This is a genomic window from Mesorhizobium sp. M1348 (assembly GCF_040317925.1).
Taxonomy (GTDB): Bacteria; Pseudomonadota; Alphaproteobacteria; order Rhizobiales; family Rhizobiaceae; genus Mesorhizobium.
Genome location: NZ_JAMYLH010000028.1, coordinates 1 through 25783, shown reverse-complemented (window position 1 = coordinate 25783; position 25783 = coordinate 1). Strand labels below are relative to the sequence as shown.

Genomic DNA, 25783 nt, shown 5'->3' with positions numbered 1-25783 from the left:
AGGGTTTATGTCAAAGCTAGATGAAATGGGGAAGAAAGTCCGAAAGCTTCAGCTGCGCGCAGCAGTCGCCAAGATGAAATTGCGCGACCTTGCAGAGGATCTCCCGGGAAAATGGACGGAGATAGAGGAGGTTGCCGAGGAAACGTCCGCCGTTTTTGCCGCGTTGGATGGTGCCAAGAGAGAGCTCGCTGCAATGAAGAAGTTACGATGACGAGCACATTCACCACCCGCGACGGCTCCGGATGGATGCCGGAATATCTCAGCGCTATAGACGGCACGACCTGCATCGGCTGCGGCCGCTGTTTCAAGGTCTGCTCGCGCGAGGTCATGCACCTTTACGGCGTCGATGATGCGGGTGAAATCCTCGGCGGCTGCGACGACGAGGACGATGATTTCGATGGCGAGCTCAATCGCATGATCATGGTCGTCGATCATGCCGGCCGCTGCATTGGCTGCGGAGCCTGCGCCCGCGTCTGCCCGAAGAACTGCCAGACCCATGTTGCGGCCGACCAGGTCGCAGCATGATCTGAGGAGACCAAACCAGGAGAACGGCGTTGCCCTTTAGAACCTTTTGTCGTGTCCTGGGGCTGGTGCTGTGCAGCACCGCACTCACTGTCTACTTCGCTTCTCATTCCATCGGCACAGTAGTCGTCACGGCGCTGACTTGTTCGCTGTTTTTTCAGCTAGCCTATTTCGGTAGCGTGCTCGTTCTGATCTGGCGGTCTAGCGGTGCTCGCGAAACTGGGCAAAGGGCTGAGCATTTCGGCAGTTGCAAGGACGTTGGATCCCAGCCGCCAGACCATGATGAGGTGACGAGTAAATCTGCAGATTTGCTCCAAAATCAAACGCTAGCGATATCGCTGTTGCTCCCTTGAGGCGCGGCCGCATCTCGGGGGAAAGGTGGAAATCTACGCCAAACGCGAGGACTGCAACTCCGGTCTCGCGTTTGGCGGAAACAAGCTGCGCAAGCTCGAATACATCATTCCCAGACGCGATCGCGTCAGATGCCGATACGCTCGTCACCATCGGCGGCGTGCAGTCCAACCACACCCGCATGGTCGCCGCGGTCGCCGCCAAGATCGGCATGAAATGTCTCCTGGTTCACGAGAGCTGGGTACCAGCTACGACCGGGTCGGCAACATTCTCTTGAGCCGCATCATGGGAGCAGAGGTGCGCCTGGTCGACGAGAGCTTTGACATCGGTATCCGCCGCAGTGGGGAAAAGCCCTCTATGAGGTCAAGGCAAGGGGCGGCAGACCCTATGCGATACCAGCCGGGGCATCTGTTCACCCGAAGCAGCCCCGATCTCTAAAGAAATTAGGCTAAATATAAACGAAATCTTGCAAACAAAATATGCGTAACTGACAAATTAATGATGCCTTACTAGTAAGGAGTCGAGACCCCGTGCTGGCTCGGTGCTAATCAGCGCTTGCGCAACAGACCGTTGCCGCGAAGCCTGAATATTTCGCAGCGGCCAAAGCGTCGCAAGAACATCTGCTGCCACGGAGATCAACCGCGATATTTCCAGAATCCTTCCACCGCTCAACCGAAGGATTGGCCCGGCGACACTCACCGTACCGATTGCTGGTCCGTCATTTGGACGTATTGCTGCGGCTATCGATGTCACACCAAGTTCAGCTTCATCTACTGCCAAGGCCCAACCCTGTTCTCGTGTGAGTTCGCGTTCGCGCATGACGGCCTCAATAGTCCGAACGGCATTGGGGCCATAGCTGCCGGGCTGCCCGAACCCGTTTTTCAGTACTACCTTGGCTGCGGCTCCCGCGGTTAAAGTGGCAAGCCAGGCCTTCCCGTCGGCAGTAACCGGTAAGGGCACTTCTGCGGTTGTCTCAGGCTCATAGATTAGACCAGCCTTCGCGCCTTGCGCGCAGGCAGTCCAAGCCAGCCCATCCTGTTTGACGGTAGCCATGCGCACGAGTTCTTTGCTGTCTTGGGCAAGGCGATCCACGATACATTGGCAGATATCAGGGATTTCGGTTGCAACCATGAATCGCTGCCCGAGAATAGCAAGTCGCAATGTCAGGCGATAAAAGCCGGTTTTTGAATCCTGCTCGACCCAGCCGATCAAGCAAAGGGTTGTTAGCAATCTATGGACTGCGCTTGTCGGCAGATCGAGACGCTCGGCGATATCTTCGAGACGCAGGCTCTTCGCTTCATCCGCCAAAAGTTCGATCGTGGCGAAGCACCGTTCTATAAGAAGATTTGAACCTATCATCGTAAACAATGTCCACTGGCGAATAAACTCCATGCTATTGTCCGGCCGTCACTTGTCAATCACATGAACCAGTATAGTCTAAAATATATTATTTCCTTATGCATACTTTAGCGTCAGGAAAGAGATCTGTGCGGTGTAACAAGCTTGTAAATACGGACGGCAGGTTCATGCCTGCGGCCGGGGAAAACTTTGCCTGCGCGTCGATGTTTTCGAGTTTCCTGAATGAAGTCCGCCAACGGCATCGAGCTGAAATCGGATGCATCAACGAATGACTGCAACTCGCATGCCATACGATCGACGCAACGAGTGTCACGTCAACTAGATGCGCTCACAATGGCGATCTGGCCGTCGACGATCCGCAGGAGCGTGAGAGCGACCAGTTGCGAAACTGCAGCACTAAATTAATAAAAAGATCACCCCCATTTTCCGATTGATAGGCCACACTGCTATCCATTGGACGTAACGGCGAGAATCGCCATTTAGGATGGAGGTTGCTATCATGGCAATTGTTAGCCACAGGCGTACACTCCTGCCTTCGCGCGGAAAAGCCAGCCCAGCAATATCCTGAATGCGGCAAAGACCATAGTGACAGGACAATGGTGATGCTTGAGCGGGCCAAGGCCATCATCCGGCAGGAGGCTGCCGCGCTGGAGACTCTTTCAAACAGGATCGACGAGCGTATCTGTATGCTCGAAGCTGGCCTGGCCGCGCTTGAGGCTTTCGAGCTGGCTACTGGGCCAGCGTTATCCGGCATCGCTCAAAGCTGGCGGCGCAACTGGCTTCATGTCGTGCCGTTCTTCGCCTTCCCCGAAAGCGCGCGGCGCATCGTCTACACCACCAATGCCATCGAGGCGTTGAACTCAAAGCTGCGGCGCGCCGTGCGAACGCGCGGCCACTTTCCCAATGACGACGCCGCCATGAAGCTGCTATATCTGGTGCTCAACCACGCGGCAGAGGAATGGAAACGCGCCCCGCGCGAGTGGTTCGAGGCCAGGACACAGTTCGCCGTCGTCTTCGGCGAAAGGTTCGTCAGCCAATGACGTTAACCGGCCTCACGCACAAGATTCCTGACAGTCCGCTGAGCGCCTGATTTTCCTGCCCCCTTTTGCGCCCGCCGCCGAGACATGGGCGCGAACCACCGTCGAATCGTCGAATCGAACATCCTGCACCAGATGCGCCGACGAGGACAGCATGGCGAGATGCTCGACGAACATCTCGAAGACACCGGCCTTGCCCAACCGATCAAAGCGCTTCCACACACTGTTCCATTTGCCGTAACGCTCCGGCAACGCCCGCCAGGTGATGTTGTGAACCGAAAGTAATGCAGCGCCTCCAGAAATAGCCGATCATCCCGGCCCTTGGCGCCGCGCCGTGGTAGCGACGCGCCGAACACCTCCAGCGCGTTCGCCCAATCCGTATCCGTCATCTTAGTGCACATGCCGACCTCCAAATCAGTCGGCACCGTATGAATCAGATAGAAATGCTCCGAGAGCCAGTAAACAAATTCGTCCACACCCTAGTGGCGATTATTCCAAGGATCACCTAGCACCGGCTCTCTTGGCCGTGTGGATCACAGAAGCGTTTCGCGATGCGCGCATTGGCGGATGACTTCGAGACTGTCTACCGGTCCGAACGACCACAAGATGTCTACTGCTACGCGCCGGGCATCGTTGTGACGAAGAATCGCAGAATGGTAGGGACATTTGATCTCGGCGGTGACGGGGTCATGCATCTCCCTGGGCCGAAGGGATCTCGCGCCGGTGGTACGCGCTTCGGAATTGGCAAGGTTTATGTGTCCGACGATGGGGCTGTTCCTGGGCTGAACGATGCACGTTTCCATTCTGGCATGGCCGGCCATTTATCGCTGGCCGGCGGCTCTACATCCTGGTCACGCCGGCGACCTCATGGTCATGGCCTCCGACGATGAAGGGGAGACGTGGAGCACGCAGGTCACGCTAACCTCGAACATGAAATGGCACGCGTCGTCATCTGTGGCACGATCCGGCCGGGCGGTCACCCACGATTTCGGGCGCTACCTGAGTGCGGAGCGTGGCCTCTCACCGGCGACCTTGAGCAACTATCTGCCGATTGTTCGAAGCTTTCTAATCGGGCGGTTTGAGAACAAGTCGATGCGGCTAGATGAGCTGCACCCAATCGATGTCCATCGTTTCATTGTCCGTTACGCTAAGACGGGAAGCCGTCGTCGGGCGCAGCTGATGATCACCGCATTGCGCTCGTTTCTGCGCTTTCTGCCACAGCGGGGCGCAATCGCGACGGATCTCGCTCGCGCAGTGCCCGGGGTGACCACCTGGAGCTTGGCGCACCTGCCCAAGTCACTTCCGGCTGAACAGGTCGAGCAGATGCTCGCGTTTGGCGATCGCGGCGCGCGGGTCGGCCAGCGCGATTATGCGATCTTGTTGTTCCTGGCCGCCTGGGGTTGCGCGCAGGCGAGGTCGTCGCCTTGACCTTGGACGATTTGGATTGGGAGCGGGGCCAGATTGTCGTCCGCGGCAAGGGCCAGCGGCTGGGTCGGATGCCATTACCGCGGACATCGGTGCGACGCTGGTCGACTATTTGCGCACGTTGTCCGATCTGCTCGACGCGGCGGGTCTTCGTCCGCATGCGAGCGCCATTGCATGGTCTGGTCGGCTCCAGCGCCGTCGACTGTGTCGTCTATCGCACGCTCAAGCGCGCCGGGCTGAACCCAAAGTTCAAAGGGGCTCACCTGCTGCGCTACCCCTGGCACCCGACCTGCTGCGTCGAGGCGCTTCGCTTACCGAGATCGGACAACTCCTGCGCCATAGCCAAACAGGACCGCAATAACAGCGCCCGCAGTCGCAAGTTCGGAGGCGCGCAGTCCGGTTTGGACGGCCAGAAGCAGCAACGCCCGATCGCGCCGCCCGCTCCAGACATTGAGGTCAGGGGCGGCGAGCAGAGCGGCCACTTCGGTCGGCGTGAGCAACGATTGGTCGTCGCAAATAGCGCTTGCTCGGCATCGCGAGCACGCGCTGGGCCAAGGCGCTGTGCTTTGGTGCGTGCGGGCCGCGTAGCGGAATGGATCGCGGCGAGGCGAACGTATCCTCGGTCTGCGCTGCAAGGACGTCGTGCTCGGCCCCGGCGCCCACGTACGATGTCAAGGCAAGGGGCGCAAAGTCCGCAACACACCCCTGTGCAACGAGACCATCGCGGTTCTGCGCAGTTGGCTTCAAGAACGCCAGGGCCAGCCCCCAGAACCTGCCTTTCCAACCATCACCGGCACGGTGCTGAGCCATGACGCCCTGCAATACTTGCTCAACAGATCGGTGCAGCATTTCGGCGCGAGATGCGCCTGCAGGATATCGCGCACCTCGTAAACCCCCGTTCCGTGGTGCACGACCTGGTTTGCGGCGGGCGACGAGGCGGCGCAGCCGATCGGTGCGCTCGTCCAGGACCCACACCTCCAGCAAAAAGCCACTCACTCATTCAATGCTCGTCACATGTGAAAGTCACCAGTTTTTGGTGTTACATTTGTACGCAAAAACATTACCAAAAATTCAAAAAATTCTGCCGCACGCCCCTGTAAGATCCAGAGGCATAAGCTTTGGCCGTCAGCAGACGGCAAAACTCGCCTATCTGAGCCTGTTATCTATCGTACAGCAATTAAACGGAGGTGGACATGAGCACTATCGGAGACATCGATCAGCTGAAAAGGCGTCTTGCTGATAGTCAAAAACGGGCCTTCCCATACCATATGCAAGCATTTGGGTTCGATCTCGTCATTCATGAGGGCGTATTCCCACCGTCTCATTTCTTCGCATGGCGGTGGTGTGTACAGAACTTTCCATCGGTCATGGGAGAGCGCGTCCTTGAAATCGGCTGTGGCATGGGTCTGCCCTCAATCTACCTTGCGAAGAACGGAGCGGACGTCGTCGTTGCAGTCGACATAGATCCCCGCGCGGTTGCAAATACCATCGAGAACGCTCAACGGAACAACATCGACAACATCTTAGTTCTGCAAAGCGACATGTTCTCTGCTGTGGAGGGCTCTCAAAGGTTCGACACGATTTTCTGGAATTTTCCCTGCACGTACGTTCCGGAAGACTACGAGTTTGCCAATGATATCGAGCGAGGGCTCTTCGATCCGGGTTATAAAATCCTCGGGAGCTTTCTGAAACAGGCGCGGTCGTATCTCGCAGAAGACGGACGAGTAATCCTGCAATTTGGCGGAGGAGACCATGCCACCATTCTGGTTGATTTGGCAAAGGCAAATGGATACGCCATCGAGCTGATCGCTCGAGGATCCCTCCCCGAGGGAGGGAGGAGAGTATATCAATTCCATGAACTCAAGACAGTGTCGGGCTCGGTTAGCAGAGACACGTCGCAACCGGAATAGAACCACGGTGGGCTAGCAGATCGCAGATCTTCTCCGGCATCATCGCTGACCGACATCTTGGGGCGTGCGAGCGATTTTGAGACTCTTAGATGGGACGCCACCATTTAGGTCGGCGTCGGTCCGAGCTAGGACAACTACCTACAGATCAAAGGGGCGTGCGATTGCGATCAAAACGGGACATGCATGGAACCGATCACGTTGAGTGTGACTTCTGCATTGTGGGGGCAGGGTCAGCTGGCAGCGTCGTTGCTGACCGTTTATCTGAAGATGGTCGCTTCAGAGTCCTGCTGCTTGAAGCTGGTCCAGTGGACACGAACCCATTGATTCATGTGCCAGCCGGGTTTCTCAAGCTTCAAAATGACAAAAGGATCAATTGGGGATTCCGCAGTGAGCCGTCTCCGGAGCTCAATGGTCGGAGCCTTGATCTGCCTCAGGGAAAGGTCTTGGGCGGGAGCAGTTCGACAAACGGAACGCTGTTCGTTCGCGGGAATCCGGAGGAGTATAATCGCTGGGCTCAGCTTGGATGCACGGGTTGGAGCTACGATGAGCTATTGCCCCACTTCCGATCGATAGAGCGCTACCATGTTCGAGATTCTCCAGACCGGGGAAGTGACGGTCCTCTGCCGGTGGTGGCTTTGGCAGTCCAGCATCCCCTATCTTCGGCCTTCATCGCGAGTGCTAAGTCTCTCGGCTTTCCCGTACTCGCGGACATCAATGGCCCGCGAGATGTCGGTGTCGGATGGTTTCAACAGAATCGTCAAGGTCGCTTTAGAGCAAGCACTGCCCGGACATTTCTGCGGCGGGCGAAAGCACGTTCAAACTTTCGGCTGATGACAAATGCGCTGTGCACGCGCGTACTCTTTGAAGATCGTCGCGCGAGAGGGGTTGAATTCTTACGAGCTGGCCAGCTATTCCAGGTAAAGGCAAAGCGGGAGGTTATCCTTGCCGCAGGGGCCCTCAAGTCACCGCAAATATTGCAGTTGTCTGGCGTTGGGCCTTCCAACCTTCTGTCGAGGCACGGCATTCCGCTGGTGCATCATGCGGCTGGTATTGGCGAAAATTTGAAGGATCACTTCCTTGTTAGAGTCGCGCACCGAGTTCAAGGCTGCGTAACGCTCAATGAGCGAGCACGGGGGTGGGGACTCTTGCGCGAGTCGTTAGTATATGCCTTTCTTGGACGAGGTCTCATGTCCTTAGGGGCGAGCAATGCAGTTCTCTTCGCTAGAAGCCGGGACGGTGTGGCCGCTGCTGACCTCCAGTTGAGCTTCACTCCAGGCAGTTACGCTGGCTTAGGCAATCTTGAGCCGGCGCCGGGCATGACAGTAGGCTTATGGCAATCATCTCCTGAAAGCAGTGGACGCGTGAGTATCGTTTCCGCTGACCCGAATGTCCCTCCTGCAATATCGCTCGGCTATCTCTCTGTACATTCGGACAGTGAAGCCCTCCTATCAGGCATAAGATTGGCACGCGAACTGTTCACAAGGCCCGAGCTCGCTCGATTTAGCGTTTGCGAAACCCTACCCGGCCGTCCCATAACAGGTGACGCGGAGCTTCTAGCTTATGCACGAGAATGTGGCGCGTCCGCTCTTCACTTCTCAGGCACCTGTCGAATGGGGGTCGATGAAAGAGCTGTTGTCGATCCCAAACTCCAGGTTCACGGAGTGAGGGCACTGCGAGTTGTGGATGCGTCGATCATGCCAAAAGCGTCGTCTGTCAATACGCATGCGGTAACAATGGCAATTGCTGAGAAGGCATCGTCGATCATTCGTTCGTCAGTCAATTCGCTACAATAGCCGCGAAGCGCATGGCTCGTCGGCGCTGCGACAATTTTTTGAGCAATAGACTTGAGATTTCGCTTGCTATTCTAACGCTCAATACTGTTTGGAACGCGGGAGCGAATTGGTCGACGCCGACGGCAACAGGTATGTCGACTTCGTCATGGGCATGGGCATGGGGATGGACCCGATGATCCTCGGCCACAGGCCATCGAAACCGCAATCATCGACTCCTTTGAGATCGGCCAGGTATTCGGGGGACAGAGCCGCCTTGAGGCGCAGCTGGCGGCGAAGATCGTGCAACTGGTACCTTGCGCCGAATTGGTACGGTTCACCAACACCGGCACCGAGGCTGACCTTCTGGCAGTGCGGCTCGCGCGAGCCGTTAAGAGACGCTCAAAGATCATCAAGTTAGATGGTCACTATCACGGTTGGGCCGACGGCCTGGCCGTGAGCATCAAGCCGCCGTTCGAACAACAGGAGGGTGGAAACTCAGTCCAGCCTCACCCTGAGTCGTTGGGGATGCCGCCCTCCACGCGCTGACCGCCGTCATCCAGGAGGCCTACGTCCAGGGTATCTCGACCTGCTCGGTCGACGACCTGGGTCAAGACCAAGGGCATGAGCGGCATCTCCAAAAGCCAGGTCAGCCGGCTGTGCGAAGAGATCGACGGCAAGGTCAAAGCGTTCCTTGAAAGACCCGTCGAGGGCGACTGGCCATATCTGTGGATCGACGCCCAGGCGCCGAATCGTCTCGGTCGCCGTCATCATCGCTGTCGGCGTCAATGCGGACGGCCGACGCGAGGTGCTGGGCATGGAGGTCGGCACGTCTGAGGCCGAGCCGATCTGGACGGAGTTCCTGCGCAAGCTGACCCGCCGTGGCCTGCGCGGCGTCAAGCTCGTCCTCTCCGACGCGCATGAGGGCCTCAAGGCTGCCGTGACCAAGGTGCTGTGCGCGACATGACAGAGGTGCCGCGTTCACTTCATGATAACGTGCTGACCCATGCCGGCAAGAGCGGGCGCCGCGTCGTCTCCGCTTTCATCGCCACAGCCTTCGCCCAGGAAACGCCCGGGGCCGCAAGCACCCAATGGCGCGCCGTCGCCGACCAGATCCGGCCGAAGGTGCCGAATCTGGCGACAATCATGGACCACGCCGAGCCCGACGTGCTTGCCTAAATGACTTTCCCCAAGGAGCACCGCGCCAAGCTGCACTTGACAACCCGATCGAGCGCCTCAACGGCGAGATCAAGCGGCGCACCGAGGTCGTCGGCATCTTCCCAAACGATGGCGCTATCGTCCGCCTGGTTGGCGCGATCCTGCTCGAACAGAACGACGAATGGGCCGTGTAGCGGGCGAGATACATGACGCTGGAAACCATCAGCCAAATGAGCGGATGATCCTCTGATCAGCCTGCCAGCCGTGGCACGCTGATCAGCCCGGCCCCATGCCGGAGAGCGCGGCGGCCAAGGCGCCAGCTACACCACTCCCTGGGACACGATCGAACTTAGTCCAAGAAATCGCCGTCTAACCCGTCTTATGCATGACAGTTTGTTGGAGAGGCTGGCGGATGTAGCTTAAGCGGTTGATTTGGCGTTCGGTTGCTTAGGCCAACCCTTCCACCAGATCTCGCGAGCCACACCCGCCATGACCGACGATACGTTGCCGCCGTTGTGTTTTCCTGCCGTCGGACGCAAGAAGATCACAGCTGCGTTTGATGGCGGACGCATCACATCGGATGGCAGCGCCATGCTTTTGGCCGGCGCCGAGCGGCGTTTGCGACTGGCCGACCGGCTTGCGGCTGCGATCCACGATCCCCGTCACCCGCAGCGGGTGAGGCACGCCACGGCCGACATCCTGCGCGCCCGCATCTTTGCGATCGCCTGCGGCTACGAGGATGCCAACGATCTCGAACCGGCTGCGCACCGACCCGGCCTTCAAGCTCGCCTGCGGACGGTTGCCCGACAGCGGGCTCGACCTGTGCTCGCAGCCGACATGCTCGCGCCTGGAGAACCTGCCCGACCTCAAGACCGTCATCCGGCTCGGCGATGTGCTGGTCGACCTGTGGCTGTCGAGCTATGCCGCGCCGCCCGAGAGCGTGACGCTCGACTCGACGATACGCTCGATGTCGTTCATGGCCATCAGCAGCTGTCGCTCTTCAACGCCCACTACGACGAGCGCTGCTTCCTGCCGATCCATGTCGATGACGCCGCCACCGGCCGCCCGGTCGCCATGATTCTGCGTCCCGGCAAGACGCCGACGGGCAAGGAGATCCGCGGCCATCTGCGTCGTCTTGTGCGGCGCATCCGCGCCCGCTGGCCGACCACCTGTATCCTGGTGCGTGGCGATGGCCATTACGGCCGGGCGCAAGTCATGGCATGGTGCGAGGACAACGGCATCGACTACATCTTCGGACTGCCCGGCAACACGGTTCTCAAGCGGCTCGTCGACGAGAGCGCCGACGACGTCCGCACTCGCCACGCTCGAGTGCAAGTCTGTGCTGCGCGGCTATGCCGAGATCGACTATAAGGCGAAGTCCTGGAAGCTTGAGCGTCGCGTCTGCGCCCGCATCGAGGCAACCGCGATGGGCCTCGACATCCGCTTCGTCGTCACCAATCTCGACAGTGGCTCGGCTGAGCACCTCTACGAGGTGATCTACTGCGCCCGCGGCCAGGCCGAGAACCTGATCAAGATGCACAAGAGCCAACTTGCCTCCGACCGCACCAGCTGCCGTTCGCCGATTGCCAACCAGGTCCGCCTCGTCCTGCACACCGCCGCATACTGGCTGATGCTCACCCTGCGCTAGGCAGTGCCCACATCCCATCATCTCGGCAGAGCCGAGTTCGCCTCGTTGCGGCTCAGGCTCCTCAAGCTCGGCGCCCGCGTCATCGAAACCGTCTCGCGCGTCCGCCTGGCCTTCGCCGCCGCCTGTCCCGAGGCCACCCTGTTGCTGGCGCTCGCCAGCAATCTGCAACCCGCTGGACCATGACCGCCGGGGCAGCAGCCCCCGTCGAACCAGACAACTTTGAACTCCAGCGCGTTCACAAGTCCAGACACAGCCGCGGTTGAAAAAGACGCCCCGCCGCCTTCCGCCGCTTAGCGCCAAACAAACCCAGAGGCGTCATGAATAAGACGGGCTAGCTAGTTTCCGTCCATAAACGCCCATTTTTGGTGAGCGTTTACAGAGGCTTGCCGCAGGAAGAATGCGTGTTTCGGTAATTCCCAGACACCCTTTTCGCTAAATCCCGGACAGTGATTTCAGTAATTCGCGGACAGCGATTCCGCTAAATCCCGGACAGTTTTCGGGAGCGGATTTAGCGGTCGGTTCTCGGCTGCGCCGTTCTGGCATTTTGGCCTCTCACGATCATGTTGAGAGGGGCCATGCCGAGACGGAAGCAAGCGAGACGAACGAGCGTGAGGGATATCCAAGCGATCTTGCGCCTGACCCATGAGCAGGGTCTTTCGGTGCGTGAGGTGTCGGAACGGCTCTAGATCAGTAAGACGACAGTATCTACCTATTTGCTGCGGGCGCGGGGGTCCGGGCTGTCATGCTGGCCGCTGCCGCCCGGCCATGACGACGCGACGCTTGAGCGGCTGCTGTTTGGCCGTGCCGGTCGTCCGCCGCAAGACCTGAGCGAACCGGACTTTGCGCTAATCGCCAGGGAGTTGAGGCGCAAGGGGGTGACGCTGACGCTGTTGTGGCAGGAGTATCGCGCCGCCCATCCCGACGGCTACGGCTACACCTGGTTCTGCGAGCACTTCGCCGCTTTCGAACGTCGGACGAGCGCGACATTCCGCAATCGGCATGCGGCGGGCGCGGTGATGCAGACGGACTATGCCGGGCAGACGGTGCCGGTGATCGATCCGGCGACCGGCGCCATTTACCCGGCGCAGATTTTTGTCGCGGTGCTGGGCGCCTCCAATCTGACCTTCGCCTTTGCCAGTTCCAGCCAAAAGCTGCCGGACTGGATTGAGGGCCAGGTGCGAGCGCTCGCCTTCTTCGGCGGCGTCACCAGAGCGATCGTGTGCGACACCTGAAGGCCGGTGTCGTCAAGGCGCTGTGGTTCGAGCCGACGCTGAACGCGACCTTTGCCGCGATGGCCGAGCATTACGACACCACCATCCTGCCGACCCGAAGCCGCAAGCCACGCGATAAAGGCAAGGTCGAGGGCGCGGTGCTGATCGTCGAGCGCTGGATTCTGGCACGGCTCAGGAACCGATCCTTCTTCTCGATCGCCGAGCTCAACGCGGCGATCGCCGAACTGCTCGAGGAGCTGAACAACCGGCCGATGCGCCATGTCGGCCAAAGTCGCGCGAATTGTTCGAGGAGATCGAGCGGGCTGCCTTGAAGCCGCTGCCGGCGGCACCGTTCGAATACGCCGAGTGGAAGTCGGCGAAGGTCCATCCTGACTATCACGTCGAGGTCGACAAGACCTTCTACTCGGTGCCGCACCGGCTGATCGGGCGCACCGTCGAGGTGCGGCTTACTCATCGAGTGGTCGAGATCTTCCACGATCACCAGCGTGTCGCCAGCCATGTGCGTTGCTCGCAGCGTTCCGGCCATGTCACCGTCAACGAACACATGCCCAAGGCGCACCAGCGCTACGCCAACATCACGCCGGCCAGCCTGATCAGCCGGGCGGCCAGGATCGGCCCCAACGCCGCCATTCTGGTCGAGCGCATGATGCACGACCGGCTACATCCGGAGCAGGGATACCGCTCGGCCATGGGCATCCTGTCGCTGGCGCCGCGCTATGGGCCGGAGCGTCTCGATGCCGCCTGCGAGCGGGCGCTGCTGATCAACGCGATCGCCTACTCCTCCGTCACCGCCATTCTCAAAGCCGGCCTCGACCGAGCCAGCTCTGCAGAACCGGCAAAGCCGACACCCCAGCACGCCAACATCCGCGGCTCCACCTATTACCAGTGAAGGAAAGGAAGAAAGAAAATGCTGACGAACCCCACCCTCAACCAGATGCAGGCCCTCAGTCTGGCCGGCATGGCTGCCGCCTGGCGCGAACTGGCCGAACGCAACAACGCCAACGAGCTCAGCCGTGACGAGTGGCTCGGCCTGATGCTCGACCGCGAGGTCGCCATGCGAGCCGACAAGCGCGTCCGGAACCGGCTCGCCTCAGCCAGGCTGCGCTTTCCCGAAGCTTGCATCGAGGACGTCGACTTTGCCGCGCCACGCGGGCTTGACCGGCGCAGCACCATGCCGCTCGCCCAGGGTGAATGGCTGAAGGCGCATGAGAACCTGATCGTCACCGGCCAGACCGGAACCGGCAAGTCGTGGCTGGCCTGCGCCTTCGGCCGGCAAGCGGCACGGCTCGATCATTCCGTGCTCTATGTGCGCGTGCCGCGCCTGTTCGAGGATTTGGCGCTCGCCCGCCTCGATGGCCGCTTCCCACGCCTCATCGACAAACTCACCCGCGCGCAACTGCTCATCCTCGATGACTTCGGAACCCACTCCCTCACCGATCAACAGCGCTTCCATCTGTTCGAAATCGTCGAGGAACGCTATCGCCGCAAATCCACCCTGATCACCGCCCAGGTCCCGGTGGCCAGATGGCATGACCTGATCGCAGACCCTACCGTCGCCGACGCCATTCTCGACCGGATCGTGCACAACGCCCACCGCATCGTGCTCCAGGGCGATAGCATGCGAAAGCAAAAGGCCGCGCCCCTCTTGACCGGCACCGAAAACGGCGAAATCAATCATCCATGAACGCAACAAGGCACCCGAGGACCGTCGCCGCCAAACTGTCCCGACATTAGCGAAACCACTGTCCGGGAATTAGCGGAACCCCTGTCCGGCTTTTGCGAAATGCGCAGGAAGAACGTCGTTTGCGGTACCGGGCCGACGCGAAGTCCAATGGATCGCGCCAGAAAGAACTCGCCGGACGGAAGTTAGTCATGGCTATGGAGCCGGCGCCTACCGGCGGGCTGCTGACCCGCGCAATAGCTCGACGTCAGGTCGGTTTGAGACGTGCGAAGAGGACGAGATTGTAGGCCACGACCGAGGACCAGACGTAGCTCTTGAAGTGATCAAGACCGCGCCAGGTGCAGCGCGCCAAGCCGTAAGCGCGCTTGAGGCACGAGATGTCGGCCTCGATGCCGGCACGGAAGTTGCGCAGCTTGCGGCAAACCCAATTGCTTCTAACCATGTCCTCAATCCTGAGGCCGGCTTTCGTGTGGAATGCCATGTCGCGAACGCCCAAGGTCTTCGCTGTAGCCAGATTGTCGCGACTGGCAAAGCCGCCGTCGGCCGCCGCCTGCCGCGGCGCCCGGCCCCAGATACCGACGTGGCGCTCCAGCATCGGCAGCAATCGATCGCTGTCGCGCGGATTGCCCGCCTCGATCACCAGATCAAGCATCATGCCGCTCCTCCCGGTGGTCAGGTTGAGTTTGTGGCCGTATTCGGTGTCGCGGCTGCCTTTGACGATGATATCAGCATGGGACTCGAGCAGGCTGACCAGCTTGTCGCTGGCTGGCACCAAGTCCCCGGCCAACACCCGCCGCTCGCTCTGTCTGATGATGCGTTCGATCAGCGGCCGATGGTGACGAACCTGGGCCTGCCACAGTGCGATGAGCGGACTGCCCGCCGCGACCAACCGCTCGGTCGCCTGCTTCAGATAGGCCAAGGTCGCGCAGGCGATCGCGATCAGTTCACGGTAGAGTTGGATGCGGTTGGGTGGGCCGCGTGTGAACTGGATCTTGCGGGCGCGTTTCTTGGCCGCGCGGCAATGATCCCGCCATTCCAAGCCGGCGCCACCGGCCAAGGCATCAGCCTGCTTCAACAGGCGCACCATGACCCGCACAGCGTCCCACAGCAGGCTGCTGTCGCTCGGTTCGTGCATGAGTGCCGAGGTCACAGTGCTGTCCAGCCGCACGACCGCACCGTTTTCCAGTTTTACCTGCCGGGCATTCGACAGCAGCGCCCGATTGATCTCTTCCCAGGTCCAGGTCGGATCGCGCTGATCGTCTTTTGCAGCACCGACTTCTGCGGGTTCCAGGACCACGGCAGGCGGGCAAAGGCGCTAAACGAGGCTGAGTCCTCGAGGTGGAATGCCAGTTCCTGATAGCTCAGTTGCCGGTATTGCTTGAGAAGCGCACAGCGCAACACCGCTTCGGCAGGTAGGCCTTGCCGTCCGGTGGCCCTGACGCTGCTCCGAACCAGGTCTCGCGCCACCAAGCCAAGCAGATTGTGGTGCTCGTCCAGCCACTGCGACATCGCCTTCAGTTCGTGGCCGATTGTCAATGCCGCTCGAATTTTCCCCAAAAGTGCCGAAGTAAAATTCCCCAGTTTCGCCGCTCAGACTGTCGCGGAGGGGTGTCCATTTTTCGGTGGCCGGCCGCGCGGCCGCGATGGTGGATTTATTGTCGGCGGCGTGATGGAGGCTTTTGATCGTAAGTGTTCGGGCATGAGCTCGGCGTGCTGGCGGAGCCGATAACTCGATCCTTCGATCTGGACGACAACCGCATGGTGAAGCAGGCGATCGAGAAGTGCGGTTGCGACGACAGGGTCGCCGAAGACCTCGCCCCATTCGGCGAAGCCGCGATTTGAGGTGAGAATCATTGCGCCCTTCTCGTAGCGGGCGTTGACGAGTTGGAAGAACAGATTGCCGCCACCGTGGACGACGGGCAAGTAGCCGATCTCATCGACAACGAGCAGAGCAGGCCGGCAGAAGAAGCGGATGCGTTCCTGCAGGCGGCCTTCGCGTTCGGCCCTTGCCAGCGCGGCGATGAGTTCGGCGAGCGTGCAGAAATAGACGCTCTTTCCAGCCTTCACAGCCTCGACGGCAAGCGCAATGGCCAGATGGCTCTTGCCTGTGCCGGGCGGGCCGAGGAAGTGGACGACCTCGCAGCGGGCGACGAAGCCGAGTTGGGCCAGCGTGAAGATTCGATCGCGGCCGAGCGAGGGCTGGAAAGAGAAGTCGAAGCCGGCGAGCGTCTTGATCGTGGCCAGGCGCCCCATGCGCAGTGCCGTCTTGATCCGGCTGTTCTCGCGCAGGGTCAACTCTTCCGAGAGGAGGATGTCCATGGCTTCGAGGGCGGCGATCTCGCCTTTCTCGAGCCGGCGCACGACATGATCGAGCGCTTCGAGCGCCCGCGGCATCTTCAGGCCGACGAGGTCGTGGCGGATCCGGTCGATGGTGGATGGCGTGGTGTCGAGCGCGTTCGTCATGGACGTTGCTCCTTCGCCATCACCCGGGCGACGGCGTCGTAAAAGGCCAACGGGCGCTGAGCGACCCTGTCGCCCGAGCCATGAAGAATGACCTCGTCGTTCCTCAGTCTTTGTCGGCGCTTGTGGACGTAGATGTTGCGATGACCCGGCTCGACATGACGCTGGTGCCGACCTTCGAGAATGGGATGTGGCAATCAGTGCGCCGTCCTCGAAGATGCGCAACTCTTCGGCCAGCGTGTGCACCTCGACGACACGGCGCCTGGTGGGGTCGGGCACGCTGTAGAAATTGCCGCGGACGCTGACCATGCCCTCCCGGCTGATACGTCGCTCGAGCTTCAGGACCGATCGGAACGGAGCCAAAGGCAGCGGCCGCAGCGCTGCCCGCTCCTCGGCGAAAGCTTCGTTGACGACACGCCGTGTGGTTGCGTGAACTCTCGGGTTTGCGACCGTGTCCAGCCAGTGACGCAACTGGGCATTCAGGTCTTCGAGGTTGCGAAAGGACCGGGCCAGGAAGAAGTCCTCGCGAATGTAGCGGAACGGTCGCTCGACCTTGCCTTTTGTTTTGGCGCGGTAAGGCCGGCAGGCCTTGGGATGGAAACCATAGTGGCGGGCAAGATCGACGAGGGCCCGGTTGTAGACGATGCCGCCGGTATCGCCTTCGCCGATCACAGCCGTCTTCATACGGTCGTAAAGCACTTCGCGAGGAGCGCCGCCCAGCGCCTCGAAAGCCCCAGCATGGCAGCGCAAGACAGTCGGCAGATCCTGGTGGACGACGAAGCGTGCCCAGATAAGGCGACTGAAGCCAAGCACCATGGAGAATAGCCAGACGATTCTCGGCGTGGTCGGCTCATCGGTAAAGACGACATTGAACTGGGCGAAGTCGACCTGCGCCTGCTCGCCGGGCGGGGTCTCGAAGCGAACCTCGTATCCACGCTCCGCCGCGGCAGGACGGACGTCGCGCAGGAAGTCGGTGACGGCCGTGTAGCCGCCGCCATAGCCGAGGTCCTTCAGTTCGCGGAAAAGCCGGCTGCCGGTGAGCCCGGGATATCGCGTGACGCGTTCGCGAAGATAGGCCGTGAAGGGATCGATCACCGCCTGACGCGGCTTGCGCGGTCCGTAAGCCGGAGCCTCGAGCCCGCGCGCAATGTATTTGCGCACCGTCTTGCGGTCGATCCCGCTCTCCCTGGCGATCGCCGACACCGACAGGCCCTGCCGATGCAAATCCAGTATCATCATCATCTCCCCGATCTTGATCACCGAAATCCCTCTCCCGATCATCAGGAGAAGCATCAACGATCACGCGCCGCCGGTCTCCCGGAGCGCGCTCCGGAAGACCGGCGACAGCGCTAAACTGGGGAAGATTCAAACGGCACTTCTGGGGAGTATTGAGCCGGCATCGACAGCCGATCTCGTGCGTGGCAAAAAGATCGAATATGGACGGTGCGTTCTTGGCGCAATGTCGGCTCCAGCGGTTGCAGATTATGCTTTGGAATCAGTGGCATGAGACCAAAGTGTACCTGAAACCGCCGGGCCTTGCCTGCGCAAAACTCCGATTCACGCAACAATATCAATATGTTGGCGTTTGCGGACGGAAACTAGCTAGAGGGATGGAAATACCTCACACGGAATAGGGGACTGCTCACCTTTGGGGACGAGTATGGCTTCCCTCTTATGCAGGAGTTCCCCATCAGCAAAATTTGCTGATTTGCAACTTATGTTCGCCCCAGTGAGTTTTTCATCTTCAGCTCCAGGCGCTCTTGAAAGTACAGGGGGGATGACGATCGGGGTATTCCTGACCTGTCCCGATAGCGCCGTGTTGGTTCGCTCCTCAGACCCGCAGGATTGCACACTGCTCGTCGGCGAGTATTTGCAACGAAGGCTCTCAAAAGGTGAAGTGTGGGCGAGACGACGCCCGGCCCCGACGGAGTCACGGGCGACGAACGATACGATTTTGCGCGGCGCGTAGGGCCGTAGGGTCAACGGCCGCTCACTATGCCGGCATGCCGTATGGGTCCAGATGACAGGAGCGTAACGGACACTTCGCTTCGCGTTCGCGGAGTGTCAGGGCTGAGGGTAGTCGATACTTCTGTGCTCCCCAGTCCGTTCTGGTGGGATGAATGCTACAGCAATCGCGGTTGCCGAGAGAGCTGGCAGACCTCTTCCGAGGACGTCTTACTGTTTCCTGATTGAATCTGGGACATGCATTGCGGCAGCTATTCTCGCACCGCAGTCCAGACCTCCTAAATTGCTTGGTTCAACTTGTTGGCCTGGACAAGGAGGTCAGCATGATGGACTCCGTCCGCGAGAGCGTTGTTACGACGGCTGGGAATATGCGGGTGTCGCGTCGGCGGGCGGCGGGCCGTTTTGGTTTGTGGCCCCCCAGACGGCGGCATTTCCAGCAGATTGTCGCGTTTCACGATTACCTTGTCCATGAAGTTTGGGAAGCCGCTGTGTTATAGAAGTATGGTTGGAGTGATCCGGGTATGTCGGCCAGAACACCACTGAAGTAGCTGCTTCCGGGGAACGAGCGGTTTTATGAATTCTCCATGAAGTGTTGGCGGACTTAAGCAATTAGCGGGAGCTGAACTTAGCCCCACGGTCTCCCAGCGCGGCGCCGGGAGAACCTAAGTGGGGCCATCTGCCAATGAACTATCATTGTGCCACCTCAAGTAGGAGTTCCTCCCCTACTGCACCTGAAAACCACACGTCTGCACATGCGTTTGCAATGACCTCGACACTTTCAACATCTACCGGAGTAGCGAAGATATTACCCAAATGCGGACCGGTCGGTCCGGCAATCAAGCTACTCCCGCGCTCATAGAAATACGCGATGTCTATCAAACCATTTGAGGTATCTATGGGAGGCGCGTTAGGATGAAGACGAATTCCATCGCGGCCGATGGGCAGGTACATAAGATCCCCGGGTCCCGGATAGGCGCAAGTCCACTCTGGCCTGTAGATTTCTTCTCGAACGGGCAGCAACGTGTAAACCTCATTGTTCGCCCATTTGGCGTGCCAAATCTGTGACGCGATTGGAAGTCGTTTTGTGATGGCTTCGCAGGTCCAAGGGGAACGATCCCACCGAAGCCTAAGGGTGATCCATATCCGCCGTTTGCGCAAACCGAGCCTAACAAATTTCACCTCTGTCATCGTGTTATTCCTATGCGAAAATCCACGTAGTATTGAAGCGGCCCCAAAGCTGCCGCGGTTCCCCTTGGCTTGCATGGACCGGCCGCGTTCCCCTTTGATCTTCTGCAGAATCTGATCTTGGATCGAGGTTTGGGTACATCAACTCATCTCACCTCTCGAAAGGCAGCAGCTCGACCGGCCAACCACCCAGACGAAAACCCCCATCCTAAATGGTGGCCATGGCCCAGAGAGCCGATAGCCATTCCGCCCATTGCGGGGTTCTTCTCTAGCACCAAAACTCGTCGGCCTATTTCATCCGCCTCTATCTAGCGGATAGACCAGCCCCCCGGCCCCACGACGATCACATCTGGGGCAGTCACAGCGGCATTGGCCAAGCACTTTCTCCCTTAAACTGAGGTTCGCTTCCTGGTGAGCCGAGCAGTGCTCCGAGGAGGTCGGTCGCGGAATAGGACGCAAGGTCCGTTATCATTCCATTTCCTGTCAGTTTAGCGTAGCTATCGTTCGCGTGAGCGCTGGCTGCCGGCCTTGCGCTTGCTGTCGAACTCAGCTGCGGCTGTGAGCCCTTCCGCGGACTCGCGAGTGCCGGCCTGCTTCGTTCCCGAGCCCTTTCCCAAGTTACCCGATACTTTTTTGGCAAGCCGGCTACCTCGATCATTGGTGGTTGAAACAATATTCCAGATAGTATGACATGTCAGAGATAGCAAGCGAATTCTCGAGAGCCCGTGCTCAAAACCTTGTCGCCGCGCACCGAAGCGGCGGAGGCGTCCCGGCCGATGCATCAATGCTGGAAGCGCTGAGCCGCGCACAAGCTTTGAGCATTCAGCATGAACTCGTGAACGCATTGTCACTTCCTGTTGCGGGTTGGAAGGTCGCGGCTTTGCCTGATGGAGACTTGATATCAGCTCCCATCATTAGGGGCGTCTTTTTCAAAGCCCGGCCTCCATTTTCTGCGGTTTATGGGCTCGGCGGCGTCGAATGCGAGATCGCCTTCTGCTTTGCAAGAGAGCCAATCCGCGGGAGAAACGGCTTCGCGAGCGAGCACATTATCGAGGCGATCGACAGGGCTTGCGCGGCAGTTGAAGTCGCAGATAGCCGATGGGCGAGCAAGTTCTCCATTCCTCGTAATGCGATAGTCGCTGACTTGCTGTCGAACGGCGCGTTGGTCATCGGATCGTTAAATAGAAACTGGCGAGATGTGGTCTTCGAAGCCCTTGGAGCTCGGCTTGGTGTTAACGGAGATACTGCCTGCCAAACTTCAGGGGCCGTCCCCTGACCTCGTTGGTCATGCGGCAAATGACTTTGCGTCAAACGTACGGCCCGCCCCTGTTGCAAGCGACGATTGGGTGACGACGCCTGGTCGTCGGTCCGGGCCATGGCTGCGAATTCAGCGTCAAAGGCGGCGATGCGGCGGTCCAGCTACTCCCAGCGTGTGCGCATGTCTTCCAGCAGGAACGCCATGCGCGTGCTCAACGCGTCCACGCCGGAATGCAGCAGTTCACCGAGTAGGAGGCGCAGTCGGGCGTGGTCCTGCGCCACATGTGCCCGCGCTCCAAAAGCAACCTCCTGATCTGGTTGGTCAGCGAGGTGCGCTCGCCAACCAGGCGGTCGCGCACTCGATGTAGCGTCTGAACGTCGAGTTGCTCCTCGCTCTTGAGTTCGACGAAACCCATGGTTGGCCGGGTCGCAGCTTCGGCGATCGCCTCGGCGTCACGGTCGTCATTCTTCTGCGCGTTGACGTATGGCCGCACATACTCCGGCGAGATCAGCCGAACCTCGTGTCCCAACGCCGCCAGCGACCGGCCCATGTGATGGGCGCCGCAGCAGGCTTCCATCGCCATCGTGCAGAGCGGTAGCTTTGCGGCAAACGCAATCACGCCATCTCGGCGCATCCGCCGTCGCACATGACATCCTACACAGATGTCGACGGGAGGGGCGGGCCATCCATAAAGGGGGATCTTCCGCATATTTCGTGCAGGTGCCGGGGATTGACGGGCGGTGCGATTGAGTCCATTGAGTCGGAATCGAAGTCGATGCCGATGAATCGCCCGTGCTCCATGCCTTCCGCTCGCTGGTCTCGCCCGAGCTTTCGATTGTCCAAATTCTCACACAGGCCGACAAGGTGGTGCTTGTCCGAAGACGAGAGAATCGTGCTGTCCCTCCTGCGGCGGCCGAACCGGCCGCGTCCACAGCCACTACATGCGGCGGGTGGCTGATCTGCCGTGGCAGGGACGGGTTGTCGAAATCCAGCTTCACGCCAGGTCCGTTGCACCAATCCGCAATGCCGTCAGCGGATCTTTACGGAACGCTATCCTGGCATCGAGATCATCGCTCGCGATCGCGCCGGCGTTTATGCTGACGGCGCCCGTCGCGGTGCTCCCGATGCAACGCAGGTCGCCGATCGCTGGCATCTTCTTCAGAACCTGGGCGAAGCGTTGCGTCTGGCCCTCGGCCGCCATCGCAAAGCGGTCAGTGCCGCCGGAAAGGCGATGATGGCCGAGATGAGTGGCGATGACGACGCCAATCCGGAACCATCAGTGGAGACTTCCCCGAAGCTTGATGGCCTGCGCCGGTCGCGCCGCAACCAGCGCAGTGAACTCTATGCTGAAGTCCTTGATTTGCGGACGACCGGCATGTCGCCGCGACAGATCGCGCCCCGGACCGGCATGAGCGTGAGAACGGTCGAGCGCTGGCTTGCAGCGGGCGGGGAGCCCGAGCACCGGCGCCCGCCCGCGCGCTCGGTTCTCATTGGGTCCCTTCCAGGAGTATCTCGAAGGACGCTGGCAGGCAGGCCAACGCAACCGGTTGCACCTGTGGAGCGAAATCAAGCGCCGCGGCTTTGCAGGCAGCAAGGCGACCGTCTAAAGGTGGACCGCCGCCCGCCAGCAGTGCTCATCGACCGCTCCGCCAAATGCGCGATGGCGGCCGCCGTCGCGCCGAAACTGTGCATGGCTGCTGAGCGAAGACCCGACTTTGCTCGATGAGCAGACCGAGCAATTCTTGGGCCATCTCTATGACTGCGCTCTTGAAGGCGGGTGACCTGGCTCGATGTTTCGCTGCACTGATACGCGGCGACGATGATGCCGGCCTCGAGCAATGGATCGAGGACGCCACGGAAAGCGAACTGGCTTCCCTTGCAGCAGGCATCGGCCGTGACATTGCGGCTGTTCGGGCCGCAATCACCCAGCCCTGGAGCACCAGTCCCGTCGAGGACAGATCAACCGTCTCAAGACCACCAAGCGCCAGATGTATGGGCGCTTCGGGTATCCGCTGCTGAGAAACAGGGTGCTGGCAGCCGCCTAACGACCGTAGAAACACGGGGCAACCAAGGGAACGCCGCCCCTGCACCAGATATGCGGAAGATCCCAGAATTGTCGCGCCACAAGGTTCCTTCATGTTGATGTCCCACCCTTCGCGCTTCAGCATCACGTGGACGCGGTAGCCATAGCGCACACGCGTCGCGCAGATGTCCTTGATCCGAGCCTCGATGCCGGCCTGGTCGCGGCGGCGGGACTTGCAGTGGTAGGTCGAGGTGTCGAACTCCAGAACCCGGCAAGCCCGCCGGATCGGCACGTCCCACTCACCGCTCCTCTCCGCCACCAGCTCGCGTTTGCGACCAGGCCTCACGTTTTCGGCGCATCACGTCTTGCAGCATCTCCTTGTACATTGACAGATTGCCATCGAGCTCGACCCGCTCGACCAGATTCTCGGTAGCGCCGCCGACGACCTAAATATTAGTCGGCAGCTCCTGGCTTACGCAAGAATGCAGCAGGAACTCAGGCCAAACACCATCGCGTCGCGGACTAGACAAACCCGACAGTAGCATGGATTGCCCTGCTGATTTCTCACGAATGCGGACTGGATTGCTCTGCAGAAAAAGCGGACTCCACGTCCCATACAACCGTATTGCGCACTGTCCAATATCCGACGATGCCGTATATCCGACATCGCAGTGTTAAAGACGTCATGCTGTTTTCAAAGAAGTTTCTCCTTTGGCATGGTCTATGCACGGTCATCCGCAAATGCGTCACGGACTGAGGAGAAATCGCCCCATGATTGCCCTCCGACAATGCAGTTGCCGCCGTCAAGACCGCTCTTTCCCGCGCCTGCGAGCCGGCGGCAGGCTTTTGCATCATGGTTCAGGCCAGCGGCTGCGCTTGCCGCGGTCGTAGGCTGCAAGCACAAGAGTATCACAGGCAATATTGATCTTCGCCTCGTTTGAGGCGACAAGCTTATAAGAATCGCAGAAGAGAATTGACGACCGAGAGTTTGCGGTCGGAGTGAGGATCTATCCAGACAAAGTCTGTGTACAACATAGTAAAAACTTACGTATCTAAAGTAGGTGTTCACCTAGTGTTTTCAATCAGACAACGGAGTGACCTTAATGACACATGTATTCCATCGTTCTCTCAATAAAAAGCTCCCTCTCCTGGCTTCCGGACACGGGTCGCATGTAGTCGACGAGGACGGAAAAACCTACCTCGATGCGAGCTCTGGTGGTGTCGTGGTGTCGGCGCTTGGCCACGGGCACCCCGAAGTGACCGAGGCCATAAACACGCAGCTGAATAAAATTTCCTACTTTCATGCCGGCGTCTTCTCGAGCCGGGTGATGGAAGACCTTGCCGAGCATCTCGTCACTCGCGCGCCAGCCGGGCTGACCAAGGCGTTCTTCGTCTCTGGGGGGTCAGAAGCTGTCGAGACTGCGATTTTGCTCGCAAGGCAATACGCCGTCGAGACCGGGCAGATGAAAAGACGGCGGATCATTGCCAGGCGAAACAGCTATCACGGCGCTACCCTGCAGGGACTTGCGGTTGGATACAATATAGCTCGCCGAACGCCATTCATGGATATCGCCCCTGACGTGCTGCATGTTCCGACATGCTATGCTTACCGAGAGCGTAGGAGTGATGAAACCGACGAACAGTATGGGCTACGTGTTGCCGATGAGTTCGAAGCGGCGGTCAAGCGGGAGGCGGAGGGCTCAGTCTTAGCTTTCGTTGTTGAGACCGTGGGAGGAAGTGCCTCTGGCGCGGTGCCTCCGGCAAAGGGTTATTTCAAGCGGGTCCGCAAGATCTGTGACCAGTATGGCATCGTTCTGATTTGCGACGAGGTCTTGTGCGGTCTTGGACGGACGGGGGACCTGCACGCATGCGCCGCCGAAAGTATAACGCCAGACATTCTTACCCTTGCGAAGGGATTAGGTGCCGGCTTTATGCCGATTGGTGCCGTGCTGACGACAGATAAGATCCACGATGCTATCCGGAATGGATCAGGAGCGTTTCGTGGAGGCTTCACATACTCTGGCCATGCTGTAGCTTGCGCGGCCGCTTTGAAAGTTCAGCAAATTGTGGAGAGAGACGGTATCGTTAACAATGCTCAGACGATGGGTGACGAACTGCGCCGGGCACTGACGCGCAAGTTCGGAAATAATCCCTATGTCGGCGATATTCGGGGTCGCGGACTGCTGCAATGCATTGAAATCGTCGCCGATCGCTCAACGAAAGCACCGTTTGATCCCGCGTTCAACGCGAGTGCCCGCATACGCGATGCAGCCATGGAGCGGGGACTGATAGTTCAGGCTGGCGGTGGAACAATTGATGGCCGCTCAGGGGATCACGTTGTTATTGCTCCCTCGCTTATCGTGACGCGCGAGCTTGTCTCGGAAGTTGTTGATCGTTTCGGCCATGCTGTCGAGTATGCGTTGGATCGTTAGCATATCGTCACTACCGTCTTATAGCCATGTGGAGAATTCAATACGGATTGCATGGCGCGTGCAGATGAAGCAAAACTTAACCCGATAGTTACGCACTGATTAACATTGCTTAACAAAGATGGCTAAGAATAGAGAAATCTTCAAATTGCCGAAAATCCGAAAGTCTTTCGGAGGAATTCACCGATCGATTTGGGATAACAGGCATGCTGTTGGGCGCGAAGACAATATAGATATATTTCCGTCTGTCCGTAAGAAACCCATCCCGATTCTTTACGCTCTACGAAGTTGAGCAATTCGACATCATTACAGGTGAGGAGTATGCCAAGCGGCTCAATGCCCCGACGCCGTGGACGAGGCGCGCAACGTCG

General features: G+C 59.4%; 18 protein-coding genes and 10 pseudogenes. 19 read left to right on the top strand and 9 right to left on the bottom strand.

All coding sequences use genetic code 11. The features are described from left to right. Nucleotides 1-7 precede the first annotated feature (7 nt). The 4 genes and pseudogenes from NKH13_RS29070 to NKH13_RS29055 all read left to right on the top strand — a co-directional run. Nucleotides 8-211 (top strand): CCE_0567 family metalloprotein, encoded by a 204-nt coding sequence (locus NKH13_RS29070; RefSeq protein ID WP_352916100.1) that lies wholly within the window; start codon nucleotides 8-10, stop codon nucleotides 209-211. After that, on the top strand, nucleotides 208-525 hold the full coding sequence (gene fdxB / locus NKH13_RS29065; protein ID WP_352916097.1) for a ferredoxin III, nif-specific: 318 nt from the start codon (nucleotides 208-210) through the stop codon (nucleotides 523-525). Before NKH13_RS29070 ends, fdxB begins: the two co-directional genes overlap by 4 nt. A 65-nt stretch (nucleotides 526-590) precedes the next feature. Continuing rightward, nucleotides 591-875, top strand: a complete 285-nt coding sequence (locus NKH13_RS29060) for an exopolysaccharide production repressor protein (RefSeq protein ID WP_352916185.1) — start codon at nucleotides 591-593, stop codon at nucleotides 873-875. A gap of 10 nt (nucleotides 876-885) precedes the next feature. Further along, nucleotides 886-1289 (top strand): annotated as a pseudogene (locus NKH13_RS29055) (pyridoxal-phosphate dependent enzyme); the annotation flags it as partial. Nucleotides 1290-1368: 79 nt separating this feature from the next. Here the strand turns inward: NKH13_RS29055 and NKH13_RS29050 are convergent. After that, nucleotides 1369-2265: an IclR family transcriptional regulator gene (locus tag NKH13_RS29050; RefSeq protein WP_352916094.1), complete on the bottom strand. Its 897-nt coding sequence runs from the start codon at nucleotides 2263-2265 to the stop codon at nucleotides 1369-1371. Nucleotides 2266-2924: 659 nt separating this feature from the next. Between NKH13_RS29050 and NKH13_RS29045 the strand changes: the two are divergent. Then, nucleotides 2925-3272: pseudogene (locus NKH13_RS29045) on the top strand (transposase); the annotation flags it as partial. A 12-nt stretch (nucleotides 3273-3284) separates the two neighbouring features. Here the strand turns inward: NKH13_RS29045 and NKH13_RS29040 are convergent. Further along, nucleotides 3285-3536 (bottom strand): transposase, encoded by a 252-nt coding sequence (locus NKH13_RS29040; protein ID WP_352916182.1) that lies wholly within the window; start codon nucleotides 3534-3536, stop codon nucleotides 3285-3287. A 522-nt stretch (nucleotides 3537-4058) separates the two neighbouring features. Between NKH13_RS29040 and NKH13_RS29035 the strand changes: the two genes are divergently transcribed. The 9 genes and pseudogenes from NKH13_RS29035 (at nucleotide 4059) to istB (NKH13_RS28995) (ending at nucleotide 14095) form a co-directional block, all read left to right on the top strand. Beyond that, nucleotides 4059-4697: a tyrosine-type recombinase/integrase gene (locus NKH13_RS29035; protein WP_352916091.1), complete on the top strand. Its 639-nt coding sequence runs from the start codon at nucleotides 4059-4061 to the stop codon at nucleotides 4695-4697. A gap of 1190 nt (nucleotides 4698-5887) precedes the next feature. Continuing rightward, nucleotides 5888-6604 carry a Rossmann-like fold-containing protein gene (locus NKH13_RS29030; RefSeq protein WP_352916088.1) on the top strand — a complete coding sequence of 239 codons (717 nt, stop codon included), beginning with the start codon at nucleotides 5888-5890 and terminating at the stop codon, nucleotides 6602-6604. A gap of 89 nt (nucleotides 6605-6693) precedes the next feature. Further along, nucleotides 6694-8397, top strand: coding sequence for a GMC family oxidoreductase (locus tag NKH13_RS29025; protein WP_352916086.1), 1704 nt, complete (start codon nucleotides 6694-6696; stop codon nucleotides 8395-8397). Nucleotides 8398-8478: 81 nt separating this feature from the next. Then, nucleotides 8479-8922, top strand: a complete 444-nt coding sequence (locus NKH13_RS29020) for an aminotransferase class III-fold pyridoxal phosphate-dependent enzyme (protein ID WP_352916179.1) — start codon at nucleotides 8479-8481, stop codon at nucleotides 8920-8922. After that, nucleotides 8916-9807, top strand: a pseudogene (locus NKH13_RS29015) (IS256 family transposase); the annotation flags it as partial. The gene NKH13_RS29020 and the pseudogene NKH13_RS29015, both read left to right, overlap by 7 nt. A 213-nt stretch (nucleotides 9808-10020) precedes the next feature. Continuing rightward, entirely contained in the window at nucleotides 10021-10902 is an 882-nt protein-coding gene (locus NKH13_RS29010; protein ID WP_352916083.1) for an IS1380 family transposase, read from the top strand. Beyond that, a pseudogene (locus tag NKH13_RS29005) lies at nucleotides 10871-11362 on the top strand (transposase). Before NKH13_RS29010 ends, NKH13_RS29005 begins: the two are co-directional and overlap by 32 nt. 392 nt (nucleotides 11363-11754) lie before the next feature. Continuing rightward, a pseudogene (gene istA / locus NKH13_RS29000) lies at nucleotides 11755-13300 on the top strand (IS21 family transposase). 18 nt (nucleotides 13301-13318) lie between these two features. After that, nucleotides 13319-14095 carry an IS21-like element helper ATPase IstB gene (istB, locus tag NKH13_RS28995; RefSeq protein WP_352916080.1) on the top strand — a complete coding sequence of 259 codons (777 nt, stop codon included), beginning with the start codon at nucleotides 13319-13321 and terminating at the stop codon, nucleotides 14093-14095. 244 nt (nucleotides 14096-14339) lie between these two features. On the opposite strand, the pseudogene NKH13_RS28990 reads toward istB (NKH13_RS28995), so the two are convergent. The 3 genes and pseudogenes from NKH13_RS28990 to istA (NKH13_RS28980) all read right to left on the bottom strand — a co-directional run bounded on the left by NKH13_RS28990 (nucleotide 14340) and on the right by istA (NKH13_RS28980) (nucleotide 17812). Next, nucleotides 14340-15673: pseudogene (locus tag NKH13_RS28990) on the bottom strand (ISNCY family transposase). Between the two features lie 9 nt (nucleotides 15674-15682). Next, nucleotides 15683-16555: an IS21-like element helper ATPase IstB gene (gene istB, locus NKH13_RS28985; RefSeq protein WP_352916077.1), complete on the bottom strand. Its 873-nt coding sequence runs from the start codon at nucleotides 16553-16555 to the stop codon at nucleotides 15683-15685. Next, nucleotides 16552-17812 (bottom strand): annotated as a pseudogene (istA, locus tag NKH13_RS28980) (IS21 family transposase). Before istA (NKH13_RS28980) ends, istB (NKH13_RS28985) begins: the two are co-directional and overlap by 4 nt. A 735-nt stretch (nucleotides 17813-18547) precedes the next feature. Between istA (NKH13_RS28980) and NKH13_RS28975 the strand changes: the two are divergent. Beyond that, on the top strand, nucleotides 18548-18745 hold the full coding sequence (locus NKH13_RS28975) for a GMC oxidoreductase (RefSeq protein ID WP_352916074.1): 198 nt from the start codon (nucleotides 18548-18550) through the stop codon (nucleotides 18743-18745). 462 nt (nucleotides 18746-19207) lie between these two features. Here NKH13_RS28975 and NKH13_RS28970 read toward each other — a convergent pair whose 3' ends face one another. Beyond that, nucleotides 19208-19705, bottom strand: coding sequence for a DUF3830 family protein (locus tag NKH13_RS28970; protein WP_352916071.1), 498 nt, complete (start codon nucleotides 19703-19705; stop codon nucleotides 19208-19210). A gap of 781 nt (nucleotides 19706-20486) precedes the next feature. Between NKH13_RS28970 and NKH13_RS28965 the strand changes: the two genes are divergently transcribed. After that, nucleotides 20487-20978: a hypothetical protein gene (locus NKH13_RS28965; RefSeq protein ID WP_352916068.1), complete on the top strand. Its 492-nt coding sequence runs from the start codon at nucleotides 20487-20489 to the stop codon at nucleotides 20976-20978. Nucleotides 20979-21055: 77 nt separating this feature from the next. Here the strand turns inward: NKH13_RS28965 and NKH13_RS35750 are convergent. Then, a pseudogene (locus tag NKH13_RS35750) lies at nucleotides 21056-21669 on the bottom strand (IS110 family RNA-guided transposase); the annotation flags it as partial. A gap of 285 nt (nucleotides 21670-21954) precedes the next feature. Continuing rightward, a complete protein-coding gene (locus tag NKH13_RS28955; RefSeq protein ID WP_352916197.1) occupies nucleotides 21955-22161 on the bottom strand; it encodes a hypothetical protein in 207 nt (68 codons plus the stop codon). 30 nt (nucleotides 22162-22191) lie between these two features. Here NKH13_RS28955 and NKH13_RS28950 point away from each other — a divergent pair, with 30 nt between their 5' ends. Further along, nucleotides 22192-22686, top strand: coding sequence for a helix-turn-helix domain-containing protein (locus NKH13_RS28950; RefSeq protein WP_352916066.1), 495 nt, complete (start codon nucleotides 22192-22194; stop codon nucleotides 22684-22686). A 140-nt stretch (nucleotides 22687-22826) separates the two neighbouring features. Then, nucleotides 22827-23005, top strand: a pseudogene (locus NKH13_RS35745) (ISL3-like element ISAzs13 family transposase); the annotation flags it as partial. An 87-nt stretch (nucleotides 23006-23092) separates the two neighbouring features. Here NKH13_RS35745 and NKH13_RS28945 read toward each other — a convergent pair. Beyond that, nucleotides 23093-23366: pseudogene (locus tag NKH13_RS28945) on the bottom strand (IS3 family transposase); the annotation flags it as partial. Nucleotides 23367-24086: 720 nt separating this feature from the next. Between NKH13_RS28945 and NKH13_RS28935 the strand changes: the two are divergent. After that, nucleotides 24087-25415, top strand: coding sequence for an aspartate aminotransferase family protein (locus tag NKH13_RS28935; protein ID WP_352916064.1), 1329 nt, complete (start codon nucleotides 24087-24089; stop codon nucleotides 25413-25415). Nucleotides 25416-25783: the final 368 nt, after the last annotated feature.

What these genes read in the sequence shown, in the direction of transcription:
- NKH13_RS29070 (WP_352916100.1), top strand. Translation starts at nt 8, where the DNA reads ATGTCAAAGCTAGATGAAATGGGGAAGAAAGTCCGAAAGCTTCAGCTG.
- fdxB (WP_352916097.1), top strand. Translation starts at nt 208, where the DNA reads ATGACGAGCACATTCACCACCCGCGACGGCTCCGGATGGATGCCGGAA.
- NKH13_RS29050 (WP_352916094.1), bottom strand. Translation starts at nt 2,265, where the DNA reads ATGGAGTTTATTCGCCAGTGGACATTGTTTACGATGATAGGTTCAAAT.
- NKH13_RS29035 (WP_352916091.1), top strand. Translation starts at nt 4,059, where the DNA reads ATGCACGTTTCCATTCTGGCATGGCCGGCCATTTATCGCTGGCCGGCG.
- NKH13_RS29030 (WP_352916088.1), top strand. Translation starts at nt 5,888, where the DNA reads ATGAGCACTATCGGAGACATCGATCAGCTGAAAAGGCGTCTTGCTGAT.
- NKH13_RS29025 (WP_352916086.1), top strand. Translation starts at nt 6,694, where the DNA reads ATGGGACGCCACCATTTAGGTCGGCGTCGGTCCGAGCTAGGACAACTA.
- NKH13_RS29010 (WP_352916083.1), top strand. Translation starts at nt 10,021, where the DNA reads ATGACCGACGATACGTTGCCGCCGTTGTGTTTTCCTGCCGTCGGACGC.
- istB (WP_352916080.1), top strand. Translation starts at nt 13,319, where the DNA reads ATGCTGACGAACCCCACCCTCAACCAGATGCAGGCCCTCAGTCTGGCC.
- istB (WP_352916077.1), bottom strand. Translation starts at nt 16,555, where the DNA reads ATGACGAACGCGCTCGACACCACGCCATCCACCATCGACCGGATCCGC.
- NKH13_RS28975 (WP_352916074.1), top strand. Translation starts at nt 18,548, where the DNA reads ATGCCGGCATGCCGTATGGGTCCAGATGACAGGAGCGTAACGGACACT.
- NKH13_RS28970 (WP_352916071.1), bottom strand. Translation starts at nt 19,705, where the DNA reads ATGACAGAGGTGAAATTTGTTAGGCTCGGTTTGCGCAAACGGCGGATA.
- NKH13_RS28965 (WP_352916068.1), top strand. Translation starts at nt 20,487, where the DNA reads ATGCTGGAAGCGCTGAGCCGCGCACAAGCTTTGAGCATTCAGCATGAA.
- NKH13_RS28955 (WP_352916197.1), bottom strand. Translation starts at nt 22,161, where the DNA reads ATGGCGGCCGAGGGCCAGACGCAACGCTTCGCCCAGGTTCTGAAGAAG.
- NKH13_RS28950 (WP_352916066.1), top strand. Translation starts at nt 22,192, where the DNA reads ATGATGGCCGAGATGAGTGGCGATGACGACGCCAATCCGGAACCATCA.
- NKH13_RS28935 (WP_352916064.1), top strand. Translation starts at nt 24,087, where the DNA reads ATGACACATGTATTCCATCGTTCTCTCAATAAAAAGCTCCCTCTCCTG.